The organism is Desulfobulbaceae bacterium DB1, assembly GCA_001914235.1.
Taxonomy (GTDB): domain Bacteria; phylum Desulfobacterota; class Desulfobulbia; order Desulfobulbales; family SURF-16; genus DB1.
In genome coordinates, this window is record MQUF01000003.1 from 50,762 (window position 1) to 71,680 (window position 20,919).

Consider the following 20,919-nt stretch of genomic DNA (forward strand, 5'->3'; position numbering starts at 1 on the left):
CCGGATAAGGGGTAACAAGGCAAAATAGCGTGATTAACCTGCATTGTCAACACGCAAAACTACCTAGCGGACATGGCTGAAAGCGATGAGCCGTGCACGGTTCAAGACAGTCTTCCGGTCAGGCGGCGCACGATGAACAGAGGCCGCACCCCCGCCGGTCTTTCAAAAGGTTACAACGCGATCACTTTTCACAATCAGTTCATAGAGATCGTCCTGTTTGCCCCGGCGGTGAAATCCTTCCTCCACACCGTGGAGGTCGAGACATTTCCCTCAGGCGAGCAAAACGCCCTCGGACAGGGTAAACAGCTTTGCCAGCTCCGACAGGGGAAAATTCTGCGAGGCCAGCGACGCATAGGAAACGGATGGGCCATTGAGAAAAATAGTGACCTCATCCATTTTTTCCAGCATGAGATTGCCCATGCGAAAGGCATTCCATAAAATTTCCGGATTATCGCTGCATGCAATCAGGGCTATATTCATCATTCCTCCTCATCAAGCAGGTCGCGCCTGCTGCGCTGTTTAGTCGGTGGTGTTATAGGTATACGAGCTCACAACCTCATAATTATCAAAACGTATCACCAGATCCCGGGTGCTGGTTTCGGAAAAAACGCCATACCGGTATTTGCCGTAGGTCCATGTTTTTTCGCCGTTTTCAATACCAACCCGCCAGGGCTCGCCGAACATTGCCCGGATATCGTTCTGGGTCGTCCGGCCGATCTGGATACGGGGAATCTGCGAAACGGGAAAATCACGGCCGACGGTGGCGCAGCCCGGCAGGAGGAACATGGCCGCCAATAAAACGGCCATGAGGAACCGGAAAAAAGCAAGGGACGGACGGATACGGCATGATGGATCAGGGGAAGCGTGCATGTTCATGGTGTTGTCCTCATCGCAAATTTTATCATTTCAACCTCATCCATCTCGCGCCGACCACGGCAAGAGATTGAGGCGTTTCAGCCGCTGAAATTTTACTCCTGTCCACCTTCGACAACAACAAAAAAACCGGATCGGGTAAGAAATCTATTCACGCCGCCGGGGCCACATCAGCAGACAAACCCGCCACAGTCGACGGACCGGGCCGGATGCCGTCCCTCCCGTTGCCGCCTGCCACCGTGCCAGGGATCCCGTGGCCTGGGCATCATGCAGATAATGAACATGCCAACCGGAACGAAGGGCTGCCCGGCACAACTCAAGCTGCCAGAAAAAGCCGTCAAGACGGGAATGGAAGCCGTTGATCTCGTCAAGCAGACAGCGGTTGACAACCATGCCCGGTCCGGCGAACCAATCCGTCTCGCCGCCGGCATACTCCCCCCAGCCGGGAACCGGCTGCCCGGGCAAAAGCGAGGAAGAAAAAATCAGGGACAAGACCGAGGGAAATTTCCGGGCCACCGGCTGGATCCGCCCCGATTCATCTCGTATCTTCGGCCCAACGATGCCGGCCTCCGGCACCTCGTCGAGAAAGTCGACAAGGGAGGCAAGGCAGCCCTCGGCGACCATTGTCGACTGATCCCACAGGGAAAAATAGCGGCCGCGCGAACGACGCAGAACCTCATTGACCACTCGACCCGGAGGATCACCGCCGTTACAGGCCACAAGCGTGAGATCGGAAAATTCTTCCGCCAAGGCAGCGGCGTCACCCGCCGGGTCGCGCATCGCGACAAAAACTTCCAATCCCACATGATCCGCCGTGCCGTAAAGGGTGCCCAGAAAACGCCGGATCAGCGCGGGCCGGCCCGCAGCCCACACAAAAACGGAAAGATCGGGCTGCACCTCCACTCTTTTGCCCTCTTATCCCGCCTGCTTGATCTTGACGGACGGAAACAGACTCAGGTCGGTATGGGGCAAAAACAGGGCGGCCATGTAATGGTTCATGAAATCCGGGCTTTCGCTGAGCTCCATATTGGTGATCAATTTGCTCACCTCCGACCTTTCGCGGAAACGCTTGTGGTCATCAAGGCTGATTTGGGCGCCGAGCAGCGAACCGTTGCCCAGATAAAAGAATTTTTCCCGGTTGATGTCCGGCAGCAGCCCGATGCTGATGGCCTGCTCCAGATCGAGATACGCGCCGAAATTTCCCGCCAGGATGATCCTGTCAAGGTCGGTGAACGTCATGCCCACGGAGTCAAGCAGGGTGAGGTACCCGGCATACATGGCTCCTTTGGCCCGGATCAGATTGTCAAGATCAACCTCGGTGATGACGATATCCTCGCCGATCAGCGAATCCTTTGACCAGGCCAGCACGTATTCATACCCATCCAGCCCTTCCCGGATGCGGGGATGATCGATGGATCGGTTGAATTTCCCCTGCTGGTCCACCACCCCCGCCTCGAACAGCTCGGAAACGATGCTGATCAGACCTGACCCACAAATCCCACGCGGCTTGGTGCGATCAATGGTGATGATCATCGGGTCATAGGTCTGGGGATGGATATGAAAATTCTCAATCGCCCCGCTGCTGGCCCGCATGCCGTGGCGGATGCCGCCGCCCTCAAAGGCCGGCCCCGCCGAACAGGCGGTGCACATCATCCAATCCTGGTTGCCCACCACAATCTCGCCGTTGGTGCCGATATCAATGAACAGGGTCAGCTCGGGGCTCTTGTGCATCTGACAGGCATGAACACCGGAGACGATATCGCCTCCCACATAGCTCGAAATGGAAGGATAAAGAAAGAGACGCACCGAGGAGTGGGCCATGACGCCGAGCCCCGCGGCCCGGGTCAACGGAAACTGGCTGCAGGTCGGCACATAGGGGGCCTCGCGGATAAATTTCGGATCAATGCCGAGCAGCAGATGACTCATAACCGTATTGCCGGCCGCCATGATATAACTGATATCGCTGGGGCTGATCACCACCTTGCGGCAGACCGACTGAATAATCTCATTGATGGTATGCACCACCCTTTCCTGCAGGATGCGCAGCCCACCCGGTCGCTGGGAATAGATAATGCGGGAAATGACGTCCTCGCCGTAGGGAATCTGACCGTTATAGGCCGAAGACTCGGCCAGCACCTTGCCGGAATTGAGATCCATCAGGATGCCGCCCACCGTGGTGGTGCCGATGTCAACCGCCAGACCATACAAACGGTCGGTGGTGTTGCCCGGCTCGATGGCGATAATCCTGTCCGGCTCTTCCGACCGCTTGCCGCGCAGCATGAGGACGGTCACCTCCCATTTTGCCTCCCGCAGGATGAAAGGCAGCTCTTTCAACATCTCCGGGTGATCGTAGGTTGGTTCCTTGCATTCGTAACAGCCCTTGCGGATCGCCCTGAGCAGGCGCTGCAGGTCCGGCACGTTGTCTTCAAGGGAAGGGGGATCAAGCTTGAGGAAACGTTTTTCCACCGGCGGATCCACATCCCATTTCCCGATCAGCGCCTCAAGGGATCTGGCGGAAATAGCCCTGGTGGTCTTCGGCTTGCGCCTCAGGGCCTTGCCGTCCTTTCCCATTTGCGCCGGAATTTCAACCACAACATCACTGACCACGGACGCCTGGCAGGCCAACCTGATTCCCTGGTCATACTCTGTCGATTTCAGATGCTGGCCCCGATCAGCGGCCACCTCCCCTTCGACGATCTTTACCTTGCATTTGCCGCAGACGCCGTCGCCGCCGCAGTATGCGTGCAGATAGACCCCGGCCCCGGCCGCCGCGGCAAGCAGGTTTTCTCCATCCTCAACCGTGATGGTGGTCCGGTCCGGTAAAAATGTAACTTTTTTCCCCATAGTGGTTTATCCCCTGTGAAATAACTGAAAAGCGGTTTGCTGACACAATATCAGCTCCTTTGTTCTTGTCAAGAAACAAGCGCGGCAAAGACCGGTTCACTCGGCTCCTTGTCACGTGAAAGGTATTGAAAAAGGAGAGAATTATCTTGTCATCACATGGAACTCCCGTTAAAATGACCAAGATATTCCAGCAATAAGACTGCAGGAGGAAATCACCGACATTTAAATTCACCTATCAACTGTTTTTTGGGATATTATCACTTCACCCAGGGAGGAAAGCATGGCGGACGACAAGGTTCTTCACGTAACAGATGCGGATTTCGCGCAACAGATTCTCAAATCGGACATTCCGGCCCTGGTTGACTTCTGGGCGCCCTGGTGCGGCCCCTGCAAGGCCATCGGCCCCATGATCAACGAACTTGCGGGCGAGTATGCGGGCAAGGTAAAGATCGTTAAGATGAATGTTGACGAGAATCCCGAAACCCCGGGAAAATACGGTATCCGCGCCATCCCGACCCTCATCTTTTTCAAAAACGGCGAAGTTGCCGATCAGATCACCGGCGCTGTCGGCAAAACCCAGATGATGGCCATGCTTGACAAATAATGACAACCACTGATTACCAACTGGTCATCGTCGGCGGGGGACCGGCCGGACTCACGGCAGGCATTTATGCGGCCCGGGCACGACTGAATGTCGTGCTTCTGGAAAAAGGAGCCCCCGGCGGCCAGGTCATGAACACCGACTGGGTGGACAACTTTCCCGGTTTTCCGGAAGGGATCTCCGGATTCGATCTGGCGGAAAAAATGACCGCCCAGGCTGCCCGTTTTGAACTGGCTACCAGGCTGGGCGAAGTACGCTCCATGGACCTTGTCGGTCCGGTCAAAAAAATCCTCCTGGAAAACGGAGAAACCATCACCAGCCAGGCGGTTATTATTGCCACCGGCGCCAGACCGAATCAGCTCGGTGTTCCCGGCGAAAAGGAGTTGACCGGCAAAGGGGTTTCTTACTGCGCCACCTGCGACGGCCCTTTTTACCGGGGGCTTGAGATTGTTGTGGTCGGGGGCGGCAACACCGCAATCCAGGAGGCGATCCACCTCACCAAGTTTGCCGCCAAGGTTTCCGTCATTCACCGCCGGGATGAGTTGCGGGCCACAAAAATCCTGCAGGAAAAGGCCTTTGCCAATGACAAGATCGAGTTCATCATGAATTCGGTTGTCACGGAAATCCTCGGCAACAAGGAGGTCGAAGAAGTGGGTCTGAAAAACGTCGTTACCGGCGAAGAATCAACCCTTGCCGTCAAAGGCGTGTTCGTGCTCATCGGCACCCGGCCCAATAATGAAATGCTGCCCTTTGACCAATTGAAAAACGAAGCCGGCTTTATCGTAACCGACGGGGAAATGAGAACATCCCAGCCCGGCGTTATGGCGGCGGGCGACATCCGCAGCAAACTGGTCCGCCAGATTGTCAATGCCGCCGGCGAAGGCGCGGTCGCCTGTCTTGCCGCTGAGGACTACCTCGGCTCACTCAAATAAAAAAAGCGCGGCAAAGCCGGCATTCCCATGTCCGCGCCTTTCACTTGTCCAGGAAAAACAACGATCCTTACCATGAAGCTCATTTTACGAAACCATTCTCGCGCATTATGGCCCAAACAGCTGCTTCTGCTCTTTCTCTGTGCCGCCCTGCTTCTCCTGCCCGGCTGTTCGGTTTACCGCGACATCCGGTCCATGTTCTCGGACGGCGATACGGTCCAGGCCTCACCGGAATCCCTGGCCATGGACGCCATGGACGAATTCAACAACGGCCAGTACAGCAGCGCCCTGAAACTCTTCGGAGAAATCCAGGAGCGTTTCCCCTTCAGCCGCTTCAGCCTGATGGCCGAACTGAAAACATCCGACTGCCACTACCATCTGGGCCATTACGGTGAAGCGATTGCCGCTTACGAGGAATTCAGCAAAAACCACCCGACCAATGAGGCCTTGCCCTATGTCCTGTATCAGATCGGGATGTGCTATTACAAGCAGATAGACACCATCGACCGGGATCCCGGCCACGCCATTGATGCGGAAAACGCCTTCAACAAATTGCTCAAGGTGTACCCGGTATCGCCCTACACGGAAGAAACCAAGGCCAAAATCCGCATTGTCCGTGATTTTCTCGCCGGCCATGAGATGTATGTGGCGGCTTTTTACATCAAAACCGAAAAGTTCGAGCAAAGCAAGGCCAGGCTCCACTATATCATGGACAACTATCCGGACAGTTCCGTTGCACCGGAGGCGGAAAATCTTCTTGCCCAGCTTGAATCGGGGCAGTCGATAAAAGGCAGCTGGCGGGACTGGATTCCGGAAATCGGCCTGCCGGACTGGGCCACATTCAAGGATTTCGGCGCAACGACGCAAACGACGCAATAACTCATCATCCTCGGTCGGCAAACAAACAGGCCGTCATGTCGGTGCCATTCGCCGCATGAAGGCCTGTTTGCCTATCCACCCCTTTCCATTCTCTTTCGCCACCCTTTATCATAGCGCTCCTGCTCACTGTAAATACAACCACAGTAAGGCTGACGATAAAGCCCCATGGCCTTCGAGCGATCAATGCCCTCCTGCCAGCCGGCACGAAAATCCTGATAGTAAAACGGCATGCCGAAACGCTCTGCCAGCACCTCTCCCTGTTTGCGGATCAACTCGTGATTCTGGTAACGGCTGTACAGCAGGGTGGAAGTAAATGCATCCGCCTTGACGGCAAGAGCGTGCCGGACCGTGGCGGCAAGACGCATCTCATAGCAGAAACCGCATCGATCATCCTCATGAAAGACAACCTGCCGGAGAAATGACCGCAAGCCATATTCCCGGTCGATGGTAACCTGGAAATGCTCGTGCGCGGCAAGCTCCTCCAGGGCACCAATCCGCTGCTTGAATTCCCGGAAGGGATGAATGTTGGGATTATGAAAAAATCCACTCACCGCCATTTTCTCTCGCCTTAAAACATCAAGGGGATAAACGGCGCATGGTCCGCAGCAGACGTGGAGAACGATCTTCACGGCGGTTCCACCTTGAAACCCTGGGGCTCAATAGCGTATTTATGGATTTTATAATTGATGATGCGCAGGCTCGTTTCCAGCATCCTGGCGGCCCGGGTCTGATTTCCCCTGGCCCTTTTCAGGGCGTCGATAATGAGTTCCCTTTCAAAGTTTTCCACTGCCGCGGCAAGGGAAAGAGGGTTTCCCGCATTGGTGCTTTCCGAGCTCTGCAGGGTGGGCGGAAGATGATAACTCTTGATGGCATCCTCATCACAGATCAGCACTGCCCGCTCCATGCAGTTCTGCAGCTCCCTGACGTTGCCCGGCCAGTGATACTGCATGAGCAGATCAATGGCCGGGGTGGTGATGCGGGGAATATTTTTTTCATTTTCAGCGCAGAACTTCTTGAGAAAATATTCGGCCAGCAGCAGGATATCGGTTCTCCGTTCCCGCAGGGGCGGAAGGTAAACGGGAAACACATTGAGCCGGTAATAAAAATCCTCGCGGAAGTTGCCGCTTTCCACCGCCTTTTCCAGATCCTTGTGCGTGGCGGCAATCAGCCGTACATTACATTTAATCGGCGCGGTTCCTCCCAGTCGCTGAAACTCCCGGTCCTGCACCACATTGAGCAGCTTCACCTGCACCGGATGGCTCAGATCCCCGATTTCATCAAGAAAAACGGTGCCGCCTTCCGCCTGTTCAAAACGGCCTTTTTTCAAATTGCTGGCCCCGGTAAAGGCCCCCTTCTCATGACCGAACAGTTCGCTTTCAAGCAAGGTTTCGGGCAAGGCGGAACAGTTCACCGCCACAAAAGGTTTTTTTTCACGTTTGCTGTTGTAATGAATCGCCTTGGCCACCAGGGTTTTCCCGGTGCCGGACTCCCCCCGCAACAGCACGGTGGCGTTTGAATCAGCCACCCGGAAGATCATCTCGAATACTTCCTGCATGCGACTGCTGTTACTGATGATATTACCGATCTGATACTTGCCGCGCAGTTCCTTTTTTAAAAGTATGTTTTCCCTTTCCAGCCGCTTCCGTTCTTCACTGACGGCCAAAATCCGGGTGACGGACTGGGCGATGAGACCACTGATAATGGTGAGAAACCGCAGATCCTTGTCAAACTCGAGCCCTTCGCGATACTCCCGGTCGACACTCAAGGCACCGATGGATTGCTGCCCCTGCTTTATAGGAACACAGAGAAAGGAAACCATCTTCTGCCTGATATCCCCCCTGGATCTGGTCCTGTTCAAAAACAGCGGCTCCTCGCTGATCTGCGGGACCACGATCGGCGCACCGCTTGCCACAACCCGGCCGGTGATGCCCTCGCCGACACGATATTTCCCCCTTTTCCGCGCTTCGGCCGTCAAGCCGAAGGCCACTTCAATTTCCAGATTGGAGGTAGCAGGATTAATAATGCTGACGGTGCCGTTATGCAGGCCTTTTTTTTCCGCCAGAATCTTCATGACGTGATGGAGACATTCCCGCAGGTCAATGGACGAAGCCAGAACCTTGGTTATTTCATACAATGTCGTGGTTTCGGCTAATTCGTGCTCAGCTGTTTTCCGGTCCATTTTCCCCACCGGCAATTGTGCCCCAAACCTTACAAGCCATCATAACGGGAGAAAGCTCACCGAAACACATTCGTGAAATGACAAAAGACGGCAAGCAAGTGCCATTACTTGAAAACAAAATAAACCTCAGCACAGCACGGAACCTCTTTCGCATCAGGAGGATATGGACGATACCGCGGCACGGGAAAAAAAACGGACCGGGTTATTTAATTAATTCAGAAGAGGGGAAGATAATGGAAACGTCTTTTTTATTCAGACTGAGAAATTTTGTCTTGGCGATGAATTTTCCGTCAACCAGGGTATATATTGACGCATCGGTCATGGGGAGTGTGTTTGACGAACCGGATTCACTCATGAAATCGGTCAATCGTTCCTGGGGAAGTGTATAAATTGTTCCGACAATTTTCGTCGTTGCGGTTAAAACGATTACCTCAATTGATTCTTTGTCAATTTTCACGTACATAAAAAAACCTCAATGCGACTGATTTGAAAAAATAAAACTCCGCTGTCGGTCAAGCTCCGAACCAGAAACCATTCGATGTAAAATACATAAAACACTATCATCGCCTCCGGTAAATAGCAAGCTCTCTCGCCAAAAAAACACCCCCTATCCATCCGACAGCCTTCGCAAATAATGCCGTATCTCTTCCGTCCAAACCCGGTATCCGGTTTCGCACAGATGCACCCCATCCGCAACAAAACAACTGTTGCCCCGTGATTCCACCGCAACAAAATGTTCATGGATGTCAAGATAATCCGCCTGCCATTCACCGGCCGCCTTCCGCAACAGGCGGTTAAGCCGCAAAACGCCATCCGGAGCAAGCCGGGGAAGCCGGAACGGGAAAAGACTTGTCACCACCGGCCGGCACGTCGGATTTTTTTCTCTTACCTTGCCGAGAATGGCCTGATAATCCGGCATGAAGCCATAATCCTGCATGACGACATTGTTGGCGCCGATCATGAGCATAACGACATGCGCGTCAGCGGCAAACCGATCAAGCTCGTGATCCATGCGCTGACGCAACCCGCCGACTGTTTCACCGGCAATCCCCCTGTTGACGACGGAAATCCCTGGAAAGCACTGCTGCCAATCATAAAATTGAACCAGGGAATCACCAAGGAAAACCACCTTCATCCATCACCCCCATCAGCGTGATTTTTTATCAAGCAATCATTGCCTTTAAAGCTTGCTTTTTTACAAAACAATAACTATTATCAAATATAAACTTTATTTTGTTTTCTCGTCATTGACTGAAGGCTCTCACAAATCATCCGCCGGGCAACGTAAAATCCACTTCACGAGGAGGAATCATGGGCTTATTTCAAAAACTGGACTTTCCATCCGACAACCTGCCGAACATCGACTGGGACCTGCATCCGGCAGAGACCTTTGCCATCTTCGAAAGCTGGGGCGGCAAGGAACGCATTAAACACGCGTCGGAGCGCTATTATTATTTTTTTATCGACACCTGGCAAGATCCGCCAACCTTATGTCTCATGGAGCGCGGCATCAAACACGCCCGGGTTCTTGCCCGTATCGATGCACCCCAGGAGCTGATCGACACGGCCGTCAAAAAACAGGGGAAAACCTTCGGCCTGGACAAAAGCTACGCCATTGACGAAATCCTGAAGAAATGGCTCAAGGAATACGTTGTGGACACGCCCGACGATGCCAAGGTATTGCCCTTTGACACCATTATCACGGAGGAAGCAATGGGCAGCGGCCTGCCGTCGGCAAGAACCCCGCTGCCGGCCGACATGAAAAACGTTCAGCTTGACCGGCCGGCCGCGGCAATTCGGGACGAAGACGTTCCGGCAATCATCAGACAGGCAAAATTCTTCGACAGCCGGCATAACCCCTCCGGCAGTTTCAGCAATTTCCTGGTGGACAACGGCGACGGACTGACGGTTACCGACAAGACAACCGGCATCATGTGGCAGCGCGGAGGCTGTGACATTAACAGCATCCGCAAAATACAGGCGTATATAAGGCAAGTAAACGACGAAAAGTTTGCCGGGTTTGCCGACTGGCGGCTCCCGACCATGACCGAGGCATTGTCCCTGCTCGAGCCGCAACAGAACACAAAAGGGCAGCATCTCCATCAATGCTTTTCCGCGGCCCAGCCGTTTATTTTCGTCGACGGCAGGCGAGAACCCGGCGGCTACTGGTTTTGTGATTTTAAACAAGGAACGATTTTCTGGGCATCGGGTACGATTCCCGGAGGCTTCGGCCGCCTCTGCCGCACGGTATAGGCGAGAGATACGCTCAGTCGAGCAGCTCCTGAACAAGCGTCACGATTTCATGATTCGTGAAAGGCTTGTTCAGGCAGCCGTTCGCGCCTAGCGGTTTGGTCAAGGGAAGATAATCACAACCGCTGCTGTCCCCGCCGGACATGGCAATCACTTTCACGGTCGGGAAATCGCGCCTGATCTCCATTATTGTTTCCAACCCTTCCTTCTCCGGCATGAAAATATCGGTTATGACCAAGTCAAACTGTTCCTGAAGCAGCAACTTCAACCCCACTGATCCATTATCGGCGGTGATGACTAAATGCCCCAAGCCTTCCAGCAGTCTTTTCAACAAACCCTGTATTTGTGTTTCATCATCGATAACAAGAATTTTCGCCACGCAGAAACTCCATTTCCTTTTATTTCCAGCAATCCTTCTTCTTTCGACATCGTCTTTGCCGCATAGCGAACAAAAAATAATCCCGTCGTTTACTTTATTTTTTCACCGGTCAGAATATCAACAATGGACTCCCGTTCCTCTCCACCACCACTCCTTTTTCCATCGTCGATCGGACGGGGCCGTCCGGTGACCGGTTTTCCGGACAGTTTCACGTCGGAAGTCAAATCGGCAAGAACATCAACCTCCCGCCCCCGGGCAGAAGACTTTTCGCCGGGCATCACGGTTTGCTCGGTCGTTGCGGAAGGAGAAACGGCAGACGCCGACCCGGCAAGCTCACCGTCCATGACGATCTGCGCAAGAGCGCCCAGGGCGTCACTGACTTTTTCCATGCGACGGGCGATCTCGGGGTCCACCCCGAACATTGCGCCACGGGCGATACTGATTATTTCAAGACAGGCAAAAACATCTTCAATGCGCCTCAGATCGTAAACATGATCACCGGAGCTTTCCGTTCCCATCTTGTCCCCTTTGCTTCTTAAAAAAACAATCAAAATCGTCGGCCGTTCGGCAGGGCGGCAGCCAAGATCGATCCCCCGCTGGTTACCTTTGCAATATTACCACGAAAAATATTTGATTTCCTATTTTTTTCTGCCGGACAGGCGGCCCGGAGCGATCATTCAACCTGATGCGGGAAAATTACGCCTTCAGCAAATTCCCCCAACAAAAGAGAAGGTTGTATTCCGAACGAAAATATGCCATAATTCCTCTCGTTATCATTCGGCTGAAAAGCTGGAAAGATGACCGGATATAATTTCAATGCAGGATAATGGGAGTCATGTCGGTGAAAAAAATTCTGGTTATCGAGGACAATGAGCTGAACCTGAAACTAGTCCGAACCCTCCTTGAGTTGGGCAATTTTCTTGTTTTGGAGGCTGCCAATGCCGAAAACGGCATCTTGATCGCGCAAAAGGAACTGCCGGATCTTATCCTCATGGATATCCAACTGCCCGGGCTTGACGGTTTAAGCGCGGCGAAAACCATCAAAAACGACCCGCTCACCAGCCACATCCCCATTATTGCCGTCACCTCTTTTGCAATGGAAAGCGACGAAAAAAAAGCCCATGCCGCGGGTTGCGCCGGCTACATCAGCAAACCCATCGACACGCGAACATTCGTCAGTGAGGTCAGCCGTTATCTGAACGAGGCGCTCCAATGATGAAAAATATCCCGCAGCTTCCCGTTCCGGCCGGCATGTGTGCACGGATCTTTTGGGTGCTGGCCATGCTGCTGTTATTTTCCGCAAGCATTGTTCACGGCAAACCGCTGCAGTATATTACTGCTCCGGAAGTCAAAAACATGATTGAAAACACCCCCCATGTGGTCGTAATCAACGTATTGAGCGATATCGAATATAATGGTCTGCACATCCCCGGCTCGATCAACATCCCTGTTGTCGACTTCCCTGGGACAAAACTGTTGCCGGCGGACAAATCAACGCCGCTGATCATCTACTGCATGGGACTCGACTGACCTTACAGTCCTCGAGCCGCAAGGATTGCGGTCGAACGTGGTTACACCAATGTTTTTTGTTTCAAAGGCGGCATCCCGGAATGGAGGTCATTCAATTACCCTCTGATTGCCGACGAGGATTACGCAAATATCAAGGTCAACAAAATAAGCCCCAAGAAACTTTACTCCATGCTTGCAGAGGACAATTCCCTGTACGTTCTCGATGTCCGGCCCATCGACTGCAACCTGGAAAAAATCTTTATCAAGGGCACCCATGTTTGCCCCATGGTTTATCTGGCGGACTGGCATAAAAATATTCCCAAAGAAGCGAATATCGTTATCAGCGACTGGACCAATAAAAAATCCATCCTTGCCGCCAAGTACCTGACCAATCTCGGATATAACGTCATCGGCGTTCTCAAGGGAGGCATAGTCCGCTGGCGCGACGAAAAACTTCCTCTCGAGTACCGGGAGACCTCCCTGGCCTATGACAAGGATCTTTGCGAAAAAGAGCGCCAACGATGAACAGACGAAAAAAACTCTACGGATTTCTCATCATCTTATTTTTCGGGTTGTTTTTGCCCCCCCCCCTTGATGCGCAAGAACGGACAAACGCCGGAGAGCAGCGGGAACAGCCCCTGGAAGGCTACAAGGAAATTGCGGCATTTGAGCTGAAGCAGATGCTCGACAGCAACAGAAAAATTGTCATCGTCAATGTTCTTAGTGAAATCGAATACGCTTTCCAGCACATTACCGGGTCGATCAACATCCCCATCACCAAAATGGCAACCACCAAGGATCTGCCGGTTGACAAGTCGACCCCGCTGATATTTCATTGCCTCAGCGACAGGTGAACCTACAGCAATCGCGCCGCAAGGATTGCGGTGGCAAAAGGTCACACGGAGGTATACTATTTTACCGGCGGCATCCCCGAATGGCGCTATTTCAATTACACCATGACCACCAGTGAAGAATGGCAAAAGGTCAAGGTAACAAAACTGCCGCCGCATGAATTTCAAAAAATCTTAAACGAAGACAATAACATTTTCCTGCTTGATGTCAGGAGCCTGGATCGACAGACCTTGACGCTGGACGATCTCGATTTCCAATTCGACAACTCCACCCTGGCGGGCAATTACATCAAGGGTGCACGCCATTGCCCTCTCGTCTTTCTCGAGGACAATTTTCATCTGATTCCGAAAAACAAAAAAATACTTATTACGGACTGGATTATGAAACAATCCACCATTGCGGCAAAATTTCTCACCATGCAGGGATATGAGGTGATTGGAATTTTAAAGGGGGGGACCTCTCGCTGGCAGGCAGAGGGATTACCGCTGATCCACGGCCAGAGCAGCTTGCAGAAACGGCTTTCGTGCGAGTAACCTGCTCTTTCCGCGCGCTTCGCCGTCAACACAAAACCACCCGGAAGATTCTCCAATGATGCGCTCCATGCCTTCCCATTCCGCGCGGAGGGAGGCCCTCGAAAAGGGGCCGCGCCGGACCATTATCCGCAAACTCATCCTGCTTTTCATCCTTCTCATTGCGGTGATTATCGGCAACGCCATTTACTCCTCCATCCAGGAAACCAGAAAAGTAAATTTACAGCTAAACCAACAACTGCAATCAAAGCTGATCATTGCCGAATCAATCCTCAATTACGAACTCGATAAAATCGGCATGGTCTCAGGTATTATCAAGGAACAAAACCGCAAGTTCGTCGATTTCCTCGATTATGACAAGATCAAGCCGATAACCGTCATGCTGCAGACCATCGCCGCAAAACACAATATCGACTTGATCTTCCTTTTTGACGGCGACCTTAATCTTGTTTCCTGCAACCGCCTCGGCACGGAAATTTCCCATCATTCAAAATACCAAATTTTCGTGCGGCGACTCGAACAGCATGTCTGCCTGACCGAAATTCCCGCATCCATTCTCGCCCTGCAAGGCATGTCTCCCGCAATCAGCAAGGGCCGGCAGAAAATCATGGCGATCAAGTCCATCGTGTCCCTGGTCCATGATTCCGGTGATACATACGGGCATATTGTCATGATCAAACTGATTAACGGCAATACCAACCTTATCCAGCACATGACGGAAATCGCCGGATCGGAAATCGTCCTTTTCAATCAGGATCTTCAACCCATCCTGACCAGCTTCATTGGCGATACCGTCCAGTTCCCCCAGGGAGACAGCCTCACCCACCAGGGCCTGTCCTATGCCACCAAAACAAAAAATCTGTCGAACAATTTTGGTGAAAACGTCGGCTACCTTACCATGGCCCTCGACAAACAAAGCTTCATCCAGCAACGGCGTCGTCTGATAACCGCCAACCTGATTCCTTTTTTTGCTTCGGTAACGATCTCCATCGCCCTTTTTTTCCTGCTCAAAATGCGGGTTTTCAACAAAATCAATCAGTTGATAACCGCCCTCCACCAAGTAACGGAAAAAGAGGGAAACCTGAGCATCCGTGTTCCCGCGCCCAAGCAATGGGAATCCGCCATTGACGAAATGGAAAACATGACCATGGATTTCAACGTGATGATGGACACCCTGGAGGAAACCTACAATCAGCTGAGCAGGGCGCGGCAGGAAGCGGAAGTGGCCAATGTGGCCAAAAGCGAATTTCTCGCCAACATGAGCCATGAACTGCGGACACCGTTGAATGCCATCATCGGCTTCACCGAAGTGGTGCTGGACAAGCATTTCGGTGAACTCAACGGCACCCAGGAGGAATATCTGCACAACGTTCTCCAATCCAGCCGTCACCTCCTGTCCCTGATAAACGATATCCTCGATCTCTCCAAGGTTGAGGCCGGCAAGCTGGAACTTCGACTGGAAAAATTTGATCTGGCGGCGCTGCTTGCCCATAGTTTCATCATGATCAAGGGCAAGGCGGACAAATCAAATATAACCCTTGCCCTTGATATCGAAGAAAATCTTCCCCAACAAATCACAGCGGACGAACGCAAACTCAAACAGGTTATCTTCAACCTGCTGGCAAATGCCGTTAAATTCACTTCGCCCGGCGGCCATATTACCATCAAGGCCCAGGCCGCGGAATTATCTGAATGGTATCGCCATGTGTCACCGCATGACAGAGACACAAACGCTCCCACCGGCAGGAAGTTGATCAAAATTTCCGTGGTTGACACGGGAATCGGCATCGCACAAATTGATTTACAACGGATCTTCACCCCGTTTGAACAGGTGGAGAGCTCGGTCAGCAGGAAATATCAGGGGACGGGCCTTGGGCTTTCCCTGACCAGACGGCTGGTGGAACTCCACCACGGCATAATCTGGGCGGAAAGCGACGGTAACGGAACAGGCAGCACATTTTCTTTTCTTCTGCCGGTTTAGAAATTCGACTGTCTCGCCGAACGCCGCTCGACAGCCGGACAGCGCACGACAACTTGCCGATTTATCGTCACGAAAATTCGGAACCAGGATGTTTTTTACGAATCCAACAAATCCGGCGCGCTTTTAATACTTCTCCTCCTTCCACATATCCGGGGTAAAGCTGATCACCCGGTTGCGGCCCTGTTCCTTGGCGCGATAAAGGGCCACATCGGCAAACTTGATCGCCTCCCAGAAACCCTCCGTATCGCTCGGGAACTCACTTACCCCGATACTCAAGGTCTTCTGCAGGGCCCCATCCGGAACGTTGATCACCGTTTCCTCCATGGTTTTGCGGATCTTTTCGGCAAGATCAAGAATGTCCTTCCTGCTTTTCACATCGATCAGCAGAACGATAAATTCCTCCCCGCCATAGCGGATCACCATGTCCGACGCCCTGACACACGACTTTAACACCTCAGCCGTTTTGATCAGCACCACGTCACCGGTTTCATGACCGTAGGTATCATTGACTTCTTTGAAGAAATCCATATCGCACATGAGAATGCCCACCCTGGTCTGCCGGCGAATGGTGCTCGCCACCAGCGTGTCGGTGAAAGACTCCAGAAAACGCCGGTTATAGAGATCGGTCATGGGGTCGCGCAGTGTTGTTTCCTGGAGGGCGGAGGCAAAACGTTTGGCCTCGATAACCGGCGTGGCCTCCTTGATATAGCGCGTTGCCCGCTGCACCAGATTTTCAAAGACCTCCCGGCTTTCAGCGGAACTCACCTTGTCATGCAGAAACTGGACAACGCCGACAACCCTGCCGCCGGCAATCATGGGAATGCAATGATGTTCGAGCCTGTCCTTGTGGGGGAACATCTTGCAGATATTGGGAAACTCCAGAGAGGAAATGGCGTGGCCGGTCCGCTTCGCTCGGCAGAAATTAGAATCGTCGAGTATTTCCGGGCTGCAGACATCCCTGTATTCAGCGGCATAGGCGACGGACATCTTGTTCTTGTTGCCGGTTATCTCATAAATAAAAAGGCGGTCGAAATGATATCTTTCCCGCAGCAGGGCAGCCAGCCGCTGATTGACCTCGGTGGTCGACTCCTCTTCCTCGATGATGGCCTTGAATGAATTGAGCGTAAAAATATTATCAACCAGAGTATTAAATTGATAGGCAAGCTGGCCGACCTCGTCATGACTTTTCACTTCAATGCGCTGGGCAAGGTCGCCCTCGCCCTTGGCGATGATCTTTATTTTCTTCAGGATATCGCGCAGCGGCATGACGATAATGAGGATATAGAGCATGGTGGCAATGGAAAGGATGACCGCAATGACCACTCCCAGCCAGATGGAACGGAACCGGGAGTCATCGATGATATTCTCCAGGTCTTGAAACCGAGCGGAATGCTGATTGTTGATCTCAACCGTCATGTCAATGACGAGTTCATACATCTCGTCAAGGCTGCTCACCAGATCCTCAAGATGCTCCTGTTTTTTGGCCGTCGGCCCCATGCGCACCATATTGCCGATCAGATCACGGTAGGACTCCCGCAAGTATTGATGTTCATCCAAGATATCGCTGACAAGTTCGCTCATAACGGGACTGTCGGGGGGCTTGACGGTGAAAACATCCAGGGTGCGGCTCGACACCTTGGCCACATCAAGCACCGAACCGCCGTTTTGCAGCGACTTGATCATGGTGCCGATGTCGTCAATCCGTTCCTTGTTGGCCTTGACATGAGGGTTGTCGTTCTTGAGTTCCGGCTCGTTCAGAATATGGATCAATGAGATCTTGAAACCATTAATGCTGCGCAGGATATATTGGCTGATTTTATACTCGGGAATGGCAACATCCCGAATGGCATTGTTCTGGGTTTCAATCTTATGCAGGGCCACGGTATTGATGACGATCAATACGGCAAAGCCGAGCAACGAAACAACCAGCATGCCGATCAGTTTTCCGGTAATGCTGGTATCGAGACATTTCTGGACAAAACAGCCGGGAAAACTCTCCGCAGTGCAGTCAAAAAGCCCCATGAAAGAAAATTTATTTTCCCTCATCCTGATTTTTTCTGGAGAAGACATGGCCGATCCTGGGTAATATGAAGTGGAACAATGTTGCAATCTTTGCTTACTACTGCATATCACGAACTTTTTTCGGAAGTCAAGAAAAGAGCAACGAGTTTTTCTTTCACCACGAAAAAGATTTCAGGCTGATGATTGTCCTGAAAAAAAATTTCACGGAGTGCGCAGGTTCAAAAAGTTGCCCGGCCGTCATACCATGTTTCCCTGTGATCTCCGTGTGCGCTGTGGTACAAGAAGATATTCAGTCAATTCCTCACTTTCCCAAAACAAGGAGAAACAGTCATGAAAGTCGTTGCGTTCAGCGGCAGCGCCCGCAAAGGCGGGAACACCGCCCACCTATTAAACCATGTCCTGGCGGAGCTTGAACAGGAAGGAATATCCACCGAACTGATTGAACTTGCCGGCAGAAGCGTGCCGGGCTGTTTCGCCTGCTATAAATGTTTCGAGCGAAAAAACAGCCGTTGTGCGGTGGAAAGCGACATCATCAACGAGGCCATTGAAAAAATGGCCGAGGCGGACGGCATTCTGCTCGGTTCCCCGACCTATTTTGCCGATGTTTCCGCCTCGATGAAGGGCCTGATGGAACGCTGCGGCATGGTTTCCCGAGCCAACGGCGACATGTTCCAGCGAAAAGTCGGGGCCGGAGTGGTCGCCGTCCGCAGGGCCGGGGCATCCCATGTCTTCAACTCCCTGAACAATTTCTTCACCATCGGCCAGATGATCATCGTCGGCTCATCCTACTGGAATATCGGCATCGGCCGGGAGCCGGGAGAGGTGGAAAACGACGAGGAAGGAATCAAAACCATGCGGGATCTGGGTCGAAACATGGCCTGGCTGCTGAAAAGAATCAAGGGATAAAAGGGTTCTCCAGGTCTTCAACCGCCACCCACTGGTCCCTGGTTGCGGAAAGCACGCAGGCCCGGCAAACAGCCAGCGCGGCCAACCCTTCTTCCCCGGCAACAGGATTGGCCGCGCGACCTGACAGGAAAGAGTGCCAGTCGGCAAGCAGAGGCACAATCGTGCCGGTGAGAAGAGGGTGGCCCACCACTTCCCTCCGGCTGCCGCGGATAAAATCCAATTGCCCGTGAATCTGGTCGCCATGGAGCTCACCGTCGATGCCGACAAACTCATAGCGCCCCGACCTGCCCCTGCCGACCCTGGCGCCATCCACGACACCGATCACGCCGTTTTCCATTTCAAGCTGGGCAGTGAAAAGATCCTCCAATCCGGGATTGTGAATGTGAAACATGGACCCCCGCACTCTTTTCACCTCACAGCCGGTCATAAAGCGCAAGGCATCAAACATATGCACCGCGGTCTGCAGAATCACGCCGCCGCCGGCAATTGACTGCTCGGCCTGCCAGGAATTGGTTGAGGGCTCAAGGCGATGACTTGCGGAAAAAGCAACAAGACGCCCGACCCTGGGAAGCGACCGGCGGAGCGCCCGTATAACCGTGTTATACCGCAGGGTCTGCCCCACGGTGAGCGGCAAACCGGCTTGAGTAAACATGGCAACAATCTCTGCTCCGCTGCGGTAATCGATGGCCAACGGTTTTTCCATGAGCAGCGGTTTCTTTTCCGCCACACAGCAGCGGGCAATCTCCACATTCAATACGGGCGGAGTGACGGCAATGACCGCATCGACCTCCCGGTCTCGAACAAGATCCGGCCAATCGGCATAATAGCGGCTCCGCCACTCCGCAGCCTGTTTTTTTCCCTCTTCTCCCCTGCGGGATATGGCCGTCAGTCGAAGCCCGGGCAAGTCATTGACGATATGCCGGGCATATCGGGAGCCGTGCGCACCGGTGCCGATAATTCCCACTTTCATCATTGCATTGCCTCTCCTTTGCAAAAAAAGTCTTCGTATCCTCAATTATAGCACAAACTATTTGTGCGTCATATATTTTGGGAAGTCCAACCAGACGAAACAATATTACAATGTTACATTTTTCTTGACGTTTCAAGCTGCCCCCCGCCATAGTTATACATATTCTTTTCTATTTTTTTTCTCCTAACGGTGAAAATATGATCCGCGGCAGAACCGCACGCCTTTTTTCCCTGGTTGCCCTGTTGCTTTCCCTTATCGCATTTCCCCATGCAACGGCCTGGGCACGCCCCAAACATGTCGTTTTCATCCGTTATCCCATATCCCCTGCCCATTTTGCCGACGTCGTCACGGAATTCAAAAGCACCATGACCCTGCGCGGCTTTATCGAAGGACGCGACATCGAATATACCGACATCCTGACAAAAACAGCGAACCAGGACTCCATTCCCGAGGTGCGTGAAGCGGTGAACCGATACAGAGACAAAGCCGACATGTTCATCACCTGCGGCTGGGTCTCCATGCCTGTGCGTGAAATACTGCAGACGACAAACGTGCCCCAGCTCTTTGTCCCCGTGCTTGAAGCCGTTGCCCTGGAGATGCTCCCCTCCCTGACTGCCCTGCCGGAAACCAACCTTTCCGGCATCTATCTCATGTACCCGCCGGAAAAAATTCTGCGCATCGCCCGGCTTATCATGCCGGAAAGCCGCCGCTATGCTTATGTTCACGATTCCCGCATTCCTGCCGATCTGGTTTCAAAAAAAGCATATGTCGATCTTTCCCTTGAAGAACGGCATGGTTTCACTCTCTTTTTCCCCGACCTGGCAAACAGCGTGACGCCCGTCCTCAATGAACTGCGCAATGAAAAAATCGACGCATACGGCGGCATAGTCGGCAGCTTTCAAAGCCGGGAATCCCTGAAGTCAAGCGGCGTGCCGGTTATTACCGCCTTGACCCTGGACATCGATCGGGATTCGATCAAGGATTATCTGGACGATGATATTCTTGCCGGACTGTTCAACCCCTTCGGCTTCTGCGGTGCTCAGGCTGCACAAATGACCGCCGATATCTTTGCGGGGAAAAAAGCCATCAGCGAAACCCTGCCGCAACCGGCCAGACAAGTCTCTTTCATCAACCTCAAGGCAGCCCGGAATCACAATCTGACAATTTCGTTCGATGCCCTGGAAGCGGTCGACATCCTTGTTAAATAAAAACCCC

At 52.8% G+C, this 20,919-nt stretch carries 25 protein-coding genes; 13 read left to right on the top strand and 12 right to left on the bottom strand.

Going from position 1 to position 20,919, the window contains the following annotated elements; genetic code table 11:
- Positions 1 to 270 precede the first annotated feature (270 nt).
- The 4 genes from BM485_02540 to BM485_02555 all read right to left on the bottom strand — a co-directional run bounded on the left by BM485_02540 (position 271) and on the right by BM485_02555 (position 3,717).
- Positions 271 to 480: a sulfur reduction protein DsrE gene (locus BM485_02540; protein OKY76147.1), complete on the bottom strand. Its 210-nt coding sequence runs from the start codon at positions 478 to 480 to the stop codon at positions 271 to 273.
- Between the two features lie 39 nt (positions 481 to 519).
- Positions 520 to 807, bottom strand: coding sequence for a hypothetical protein (locus tag BM485_02545; GenBank protein ID OKY76593.1), 288 nt, complete (start codon positions 805 to 807; stop codon positions 520 to 522).
- Positions 808 to 1,020: 213 nt separating this feature from the next.
- Positions 1,021 to 1,776, bottom strand: coding sequence for a hypothetical protein (locus tag BM485_02550; protein ID OKY76148.1), 756 nt, complete (start codon positions 1,774 to 1,776; stop codon positions 1,021 to 1,023).
- Between the two features lie 12 nt (positions 1,777 to 1,788).
- Positions 1,789 to 3,717 carry a ferredoxin gene (locus BM485_02555; GenBank protein OKY76149.1) on the bottom strand — a complete coding sequence of 643 codons (1,929 nt, stop codon included), beginning with the start codon at positions 3,715 to 3,717 and terminating at the stop codon, positions 1,789 to 1,791.
- A gap of 280 nt (positions 3,718 to 3,997) precedes the next feature.
- On the opposite strand from BM485_02555, the gene BM485_02560 reads away from it, so the two are divergent.
- The 3 genes from BM485_02560 to BM485_02570 all read left to right on the top strand — a co-directional run bounded on the left by BM485_02560 (position 3,998) and on the right by BM485_02570 (position 6,126).
- Positions 3,998 to 4,321: a thioredoxin gene (locus tag BM485_02560; protein ID OKY76150.1), complete on the top strand. Its 324-nt coding sequence runs from the start codon at positions 3,998 to 4,000 to the stop codon at positions 4,319 to 4,321.
- Positions 4,321 to 5,250 (top strand): thioredoxin-disulfide reductase, encoded by a 930-nt coding sequence (locus BM485_02565; GenBank protein ID OKY76151.1) that lies wholly within the window; start codon positions 4,321 to 4,323, stop codon positions 5,248 to 5,250. The genes BM485_02560 and BM485_02565 overlap by 1 nt, the downstream gene beginning before the upstream one ends.
- Before the next feature lie 72 nt (positions 5,251 to 5,322).
- Complete coding sequence (locus tag BM485_02570; protein OKY76152.1) at positions 5,323 to 6,126, top strand: hypothetical protein; 804 nt, start codon at positions 5,323 to 5,325, stop codon at positions 6,124 to 6,126.
- Between the two features lie 71 nt (positions 6,127 to 6,197).
- On the opposite strand, the gene BM485_02575 is transcribed toward BM485_02570, so the two are convergent.
- From BM485_02575 to BM485_02590, 4 genes are all read right to left on the bottom strand, one after another.
- Complete coding sequence (locus tag BM485_02575; protein ID OKY76153.1) at positions 6,198 to 6,755, bottom strand: hypothetical protein; 558 nt, start codon at positions 6,753 to 6,755, stop codon at positions 6,198 to 6,200.
- Complete coding sequence (locus BM485_02580) at positions 6,752 to 8,305, bottom strand: sigma-54-dependent Fis family transcriptional regulator (protein ID OKY76154.1); 1,554 nt, start codon at positions 8,303 to 8,305, stop codon at positions 6,752 to 6,754. The genes BM485_02575 and BM485_02580 overlap by 4 nt, the downstream gene beginning before the upstream one ends.
- Positions 8,306 to 8,507: 202 nt before the next feature.
- Positions 8,508 to 8,768 carry a hypothetical protein gene (locus BM485_02585; GenBank protein OKY76155.1) on the bottom strand — a complete coding sequence of 87 codons (261 nt, stop codon included), beginning with the start codon at positions 8,766 to 8,768 and terminating at the stop codon, positions 8,508 to 8,510.
- A 144-nt stretch (positions 8,769 to 8,912) separates the two neighbouring features.
- Positions 8,913 to 9,440, bottom strand: coding sequence for a hypothetical protein (locus BM485_02590; GenBank protein ID OKY76156.1), 528 nt, complete (start codon positions 9,438 to 9,440; stop codon positions 8,913 to 8,915).
- Positions 9,441 to 9,616: 176 nt separating this feature from the next.
- Between BM485_02590 and BM485_02595 the strand changes: the two genes are divergently transcribed.
- Complete coding sequence (locus BM485_02595) at positions 9,617 to 10,558, top strand: hypothetical protein (GenBank protein OKY76157.1); 942 nt, start codon at positions 9,617 to 9,619, stop codon at positions 10,556 to 10,558.
- A gap of 13 nt (positions 10,559 to 10,571) precedes the next feature.
- Here BM485_02595 and BM485_02600 read toward each other — a convergent pair whose 3' ends face one another.
- Together BM485_02600 and BM485_02605 are read right to left on the bottom strand one after the other, a co-directional pair.
- The gene (locus tag BM485_02600; GenBank protein ID OKY76158.1) at positions 10,572 to 10,934 is read right to left on the bottom strand and encodes a hypothetical protein; all 363 of its coding nucleotides are present in this window, start codon (positions 10,932 to 10,934) and stop codon (positions 10,572 to 10,574) included.
- Positions 10,935 to 11,023: 89 nt separating this feature from the next.
- Positions 11,024 to 11,452: a hypothetical protein gene (locus tag BM485_02605; protein OKY76159.1), complete on the bottom strand. Its 429-nt coding sequence runs from the start codon at positions 11,450 to 11,452 to the stop codon at positions 11,024 to 11,026.
- A 1-nt stretch (position 11,453) separates the two neighbouring features.
- Here BM485_02605 and BM485_02610 point away from each other — a divergent pair, with 1 nt between their 5' ends.
- The 7 genes from BM485_02610 (at position 11,454) to BM485_02640 (ending at position 15,806) form a co-directional block, all read left to right on the top strand.
- Positions 11,454 to 11,735, top strand: coding sequence for a hypothetical protein (locus BM485_02610; protein OKY76160.1), 282 nt, complete (start codon positions 11,454 to 11,456; stop codon positions 11,733 to 11,735).
- 34 nt (positions 11,736 to 11,769) lie between these two features.
- On the top strand, positions 11,770 to 12,150 hold the full coding sequence (locus BM485_02615) for a hypothetical protein (protein ID OKY76161.1): 381 nt from the start codon (positions 11,770 to 11,772) through the stop codon (positions 12,148 to 12,150).
- Positions 12,147 to 12,464 (top strand): hypothetical protein, encoded by a 318-nt coding sequence (locus BM485_02620; GenBank protein OKY76162.1) that lies wholly within the window; start codon positions 12,147 to 12,149, stop codon positions 12,462 to 12,464. Before BM485_02615 ends, BM485_02620 begins: the two co-directional genes overlap by 4 nt.
- Before the next feature lie 168 nt (positions 12,465 to 12,632).
- On the top strand, positions 12,633 to 12,968 hold the full coding sequence (locus BM485_02625) for a hypothetical protein (GenBank protein OKY76163.1): 336 nt from the start codon (positions 12,633 to 12,635) through the stop codon (positions 12,966 to 12,968).
- The gene (locus BM485_02630; protein ID OKY76164.1) at positions 12,965 to 13,297 is read left to right on the top strand and encodes a hypothetical protein; all 333 of its coding nucleotides are present in this window, start codon (positions 12,965 to 12,967) and stop codon (positions 13,295 to 13,297) included. The genes BM485_02625 and BM485_02630 overlap by 4 nt, the downstream gene beginning before the upstream one ends.
- Before the next feature lie 30 nt (positions 13,298 to 13,327).
- Entirely contained in the window at positions 13,328 to 13,828 is a 501-nt protein-coding gene (locus tag BM485_02635) for a hypothetical protein (protein OKY76165.1), read from the top strand.
- Positions 13,829 to 13,883: 55 nt separating this feature from the next.
- A complete protein-coding gene (locus BM485_02640; GenBank protein ID OKY76166.1) occupies positions 13,884 to 15,806 on the top strand; it encodes a hypothetical protein in 1,923 nt (640 codons plus the stop codon).
- Positions 15,807 to 15,929: 123 nt separating this feature from the next.
- Here BM485_02640 and BM485_02645 read toward each other — a convergent pair whose 3' ends face one another.
- Positions 15,930 to 17,876, bottom strand: a complete 1,947-nt coding sequence (locus BM485_02645) for a hypothetical protein (protein ID OKY76167.1) — start codon at positions 17,874 to 17,876, stop codon at positions 15,930 to 15,932.
- Between the two features lie 282 nt (positions 17,877 to 18,158).
- Here BM485_02645 and BM485_02650 point away from each other — a divergent pair, with 282 nt between their 5' ends.
- Positions 18,159 to 18,734 (top strand): FMN reductase, encoded by a 576-nt coding sequence (locus BM485_02650; GenBank protein ID OKY76168.1) that lies wholly within the window; start codon positions 18,159 to 18,161, stop codon positions 18,732 to 18,734.
- Here the strand turns inward: BM485_02650 and BM485_02655 are convergent.
- Positions 18,724 to 19,707 carry a hypothetical protein gene (locus tag BM485_02655; protein OKY76169.1) on the bottom strand — a complete coding sequence of 328 codons (984 nt, stop codon included), beginning with the start codon at positions 19,705 to 19,707 and terminating at the stop codon, positions 18,724 to 18,726. The genes BM485_02650 and BM485_02655 overlap by 11 nt on opposite strands.
- Positions 19,708 to 19,901: 194 nt before the next feature.
- Between BM485_02655 and BM485_02660 the strand changes: the two genes are divergently transcribed.
- Positions 19,902 to 20,912, top strand: coding sequence for a hypothetical protein (locus tag BM485_02660; protein OKY76170.1), 1,011 nt, complete (start codon positions 19,902 to 19,904; stop codon positions 20,910 to 20,912).
- Positions 20,913 to 20,919: the final 7 nt, after the last annotated feature.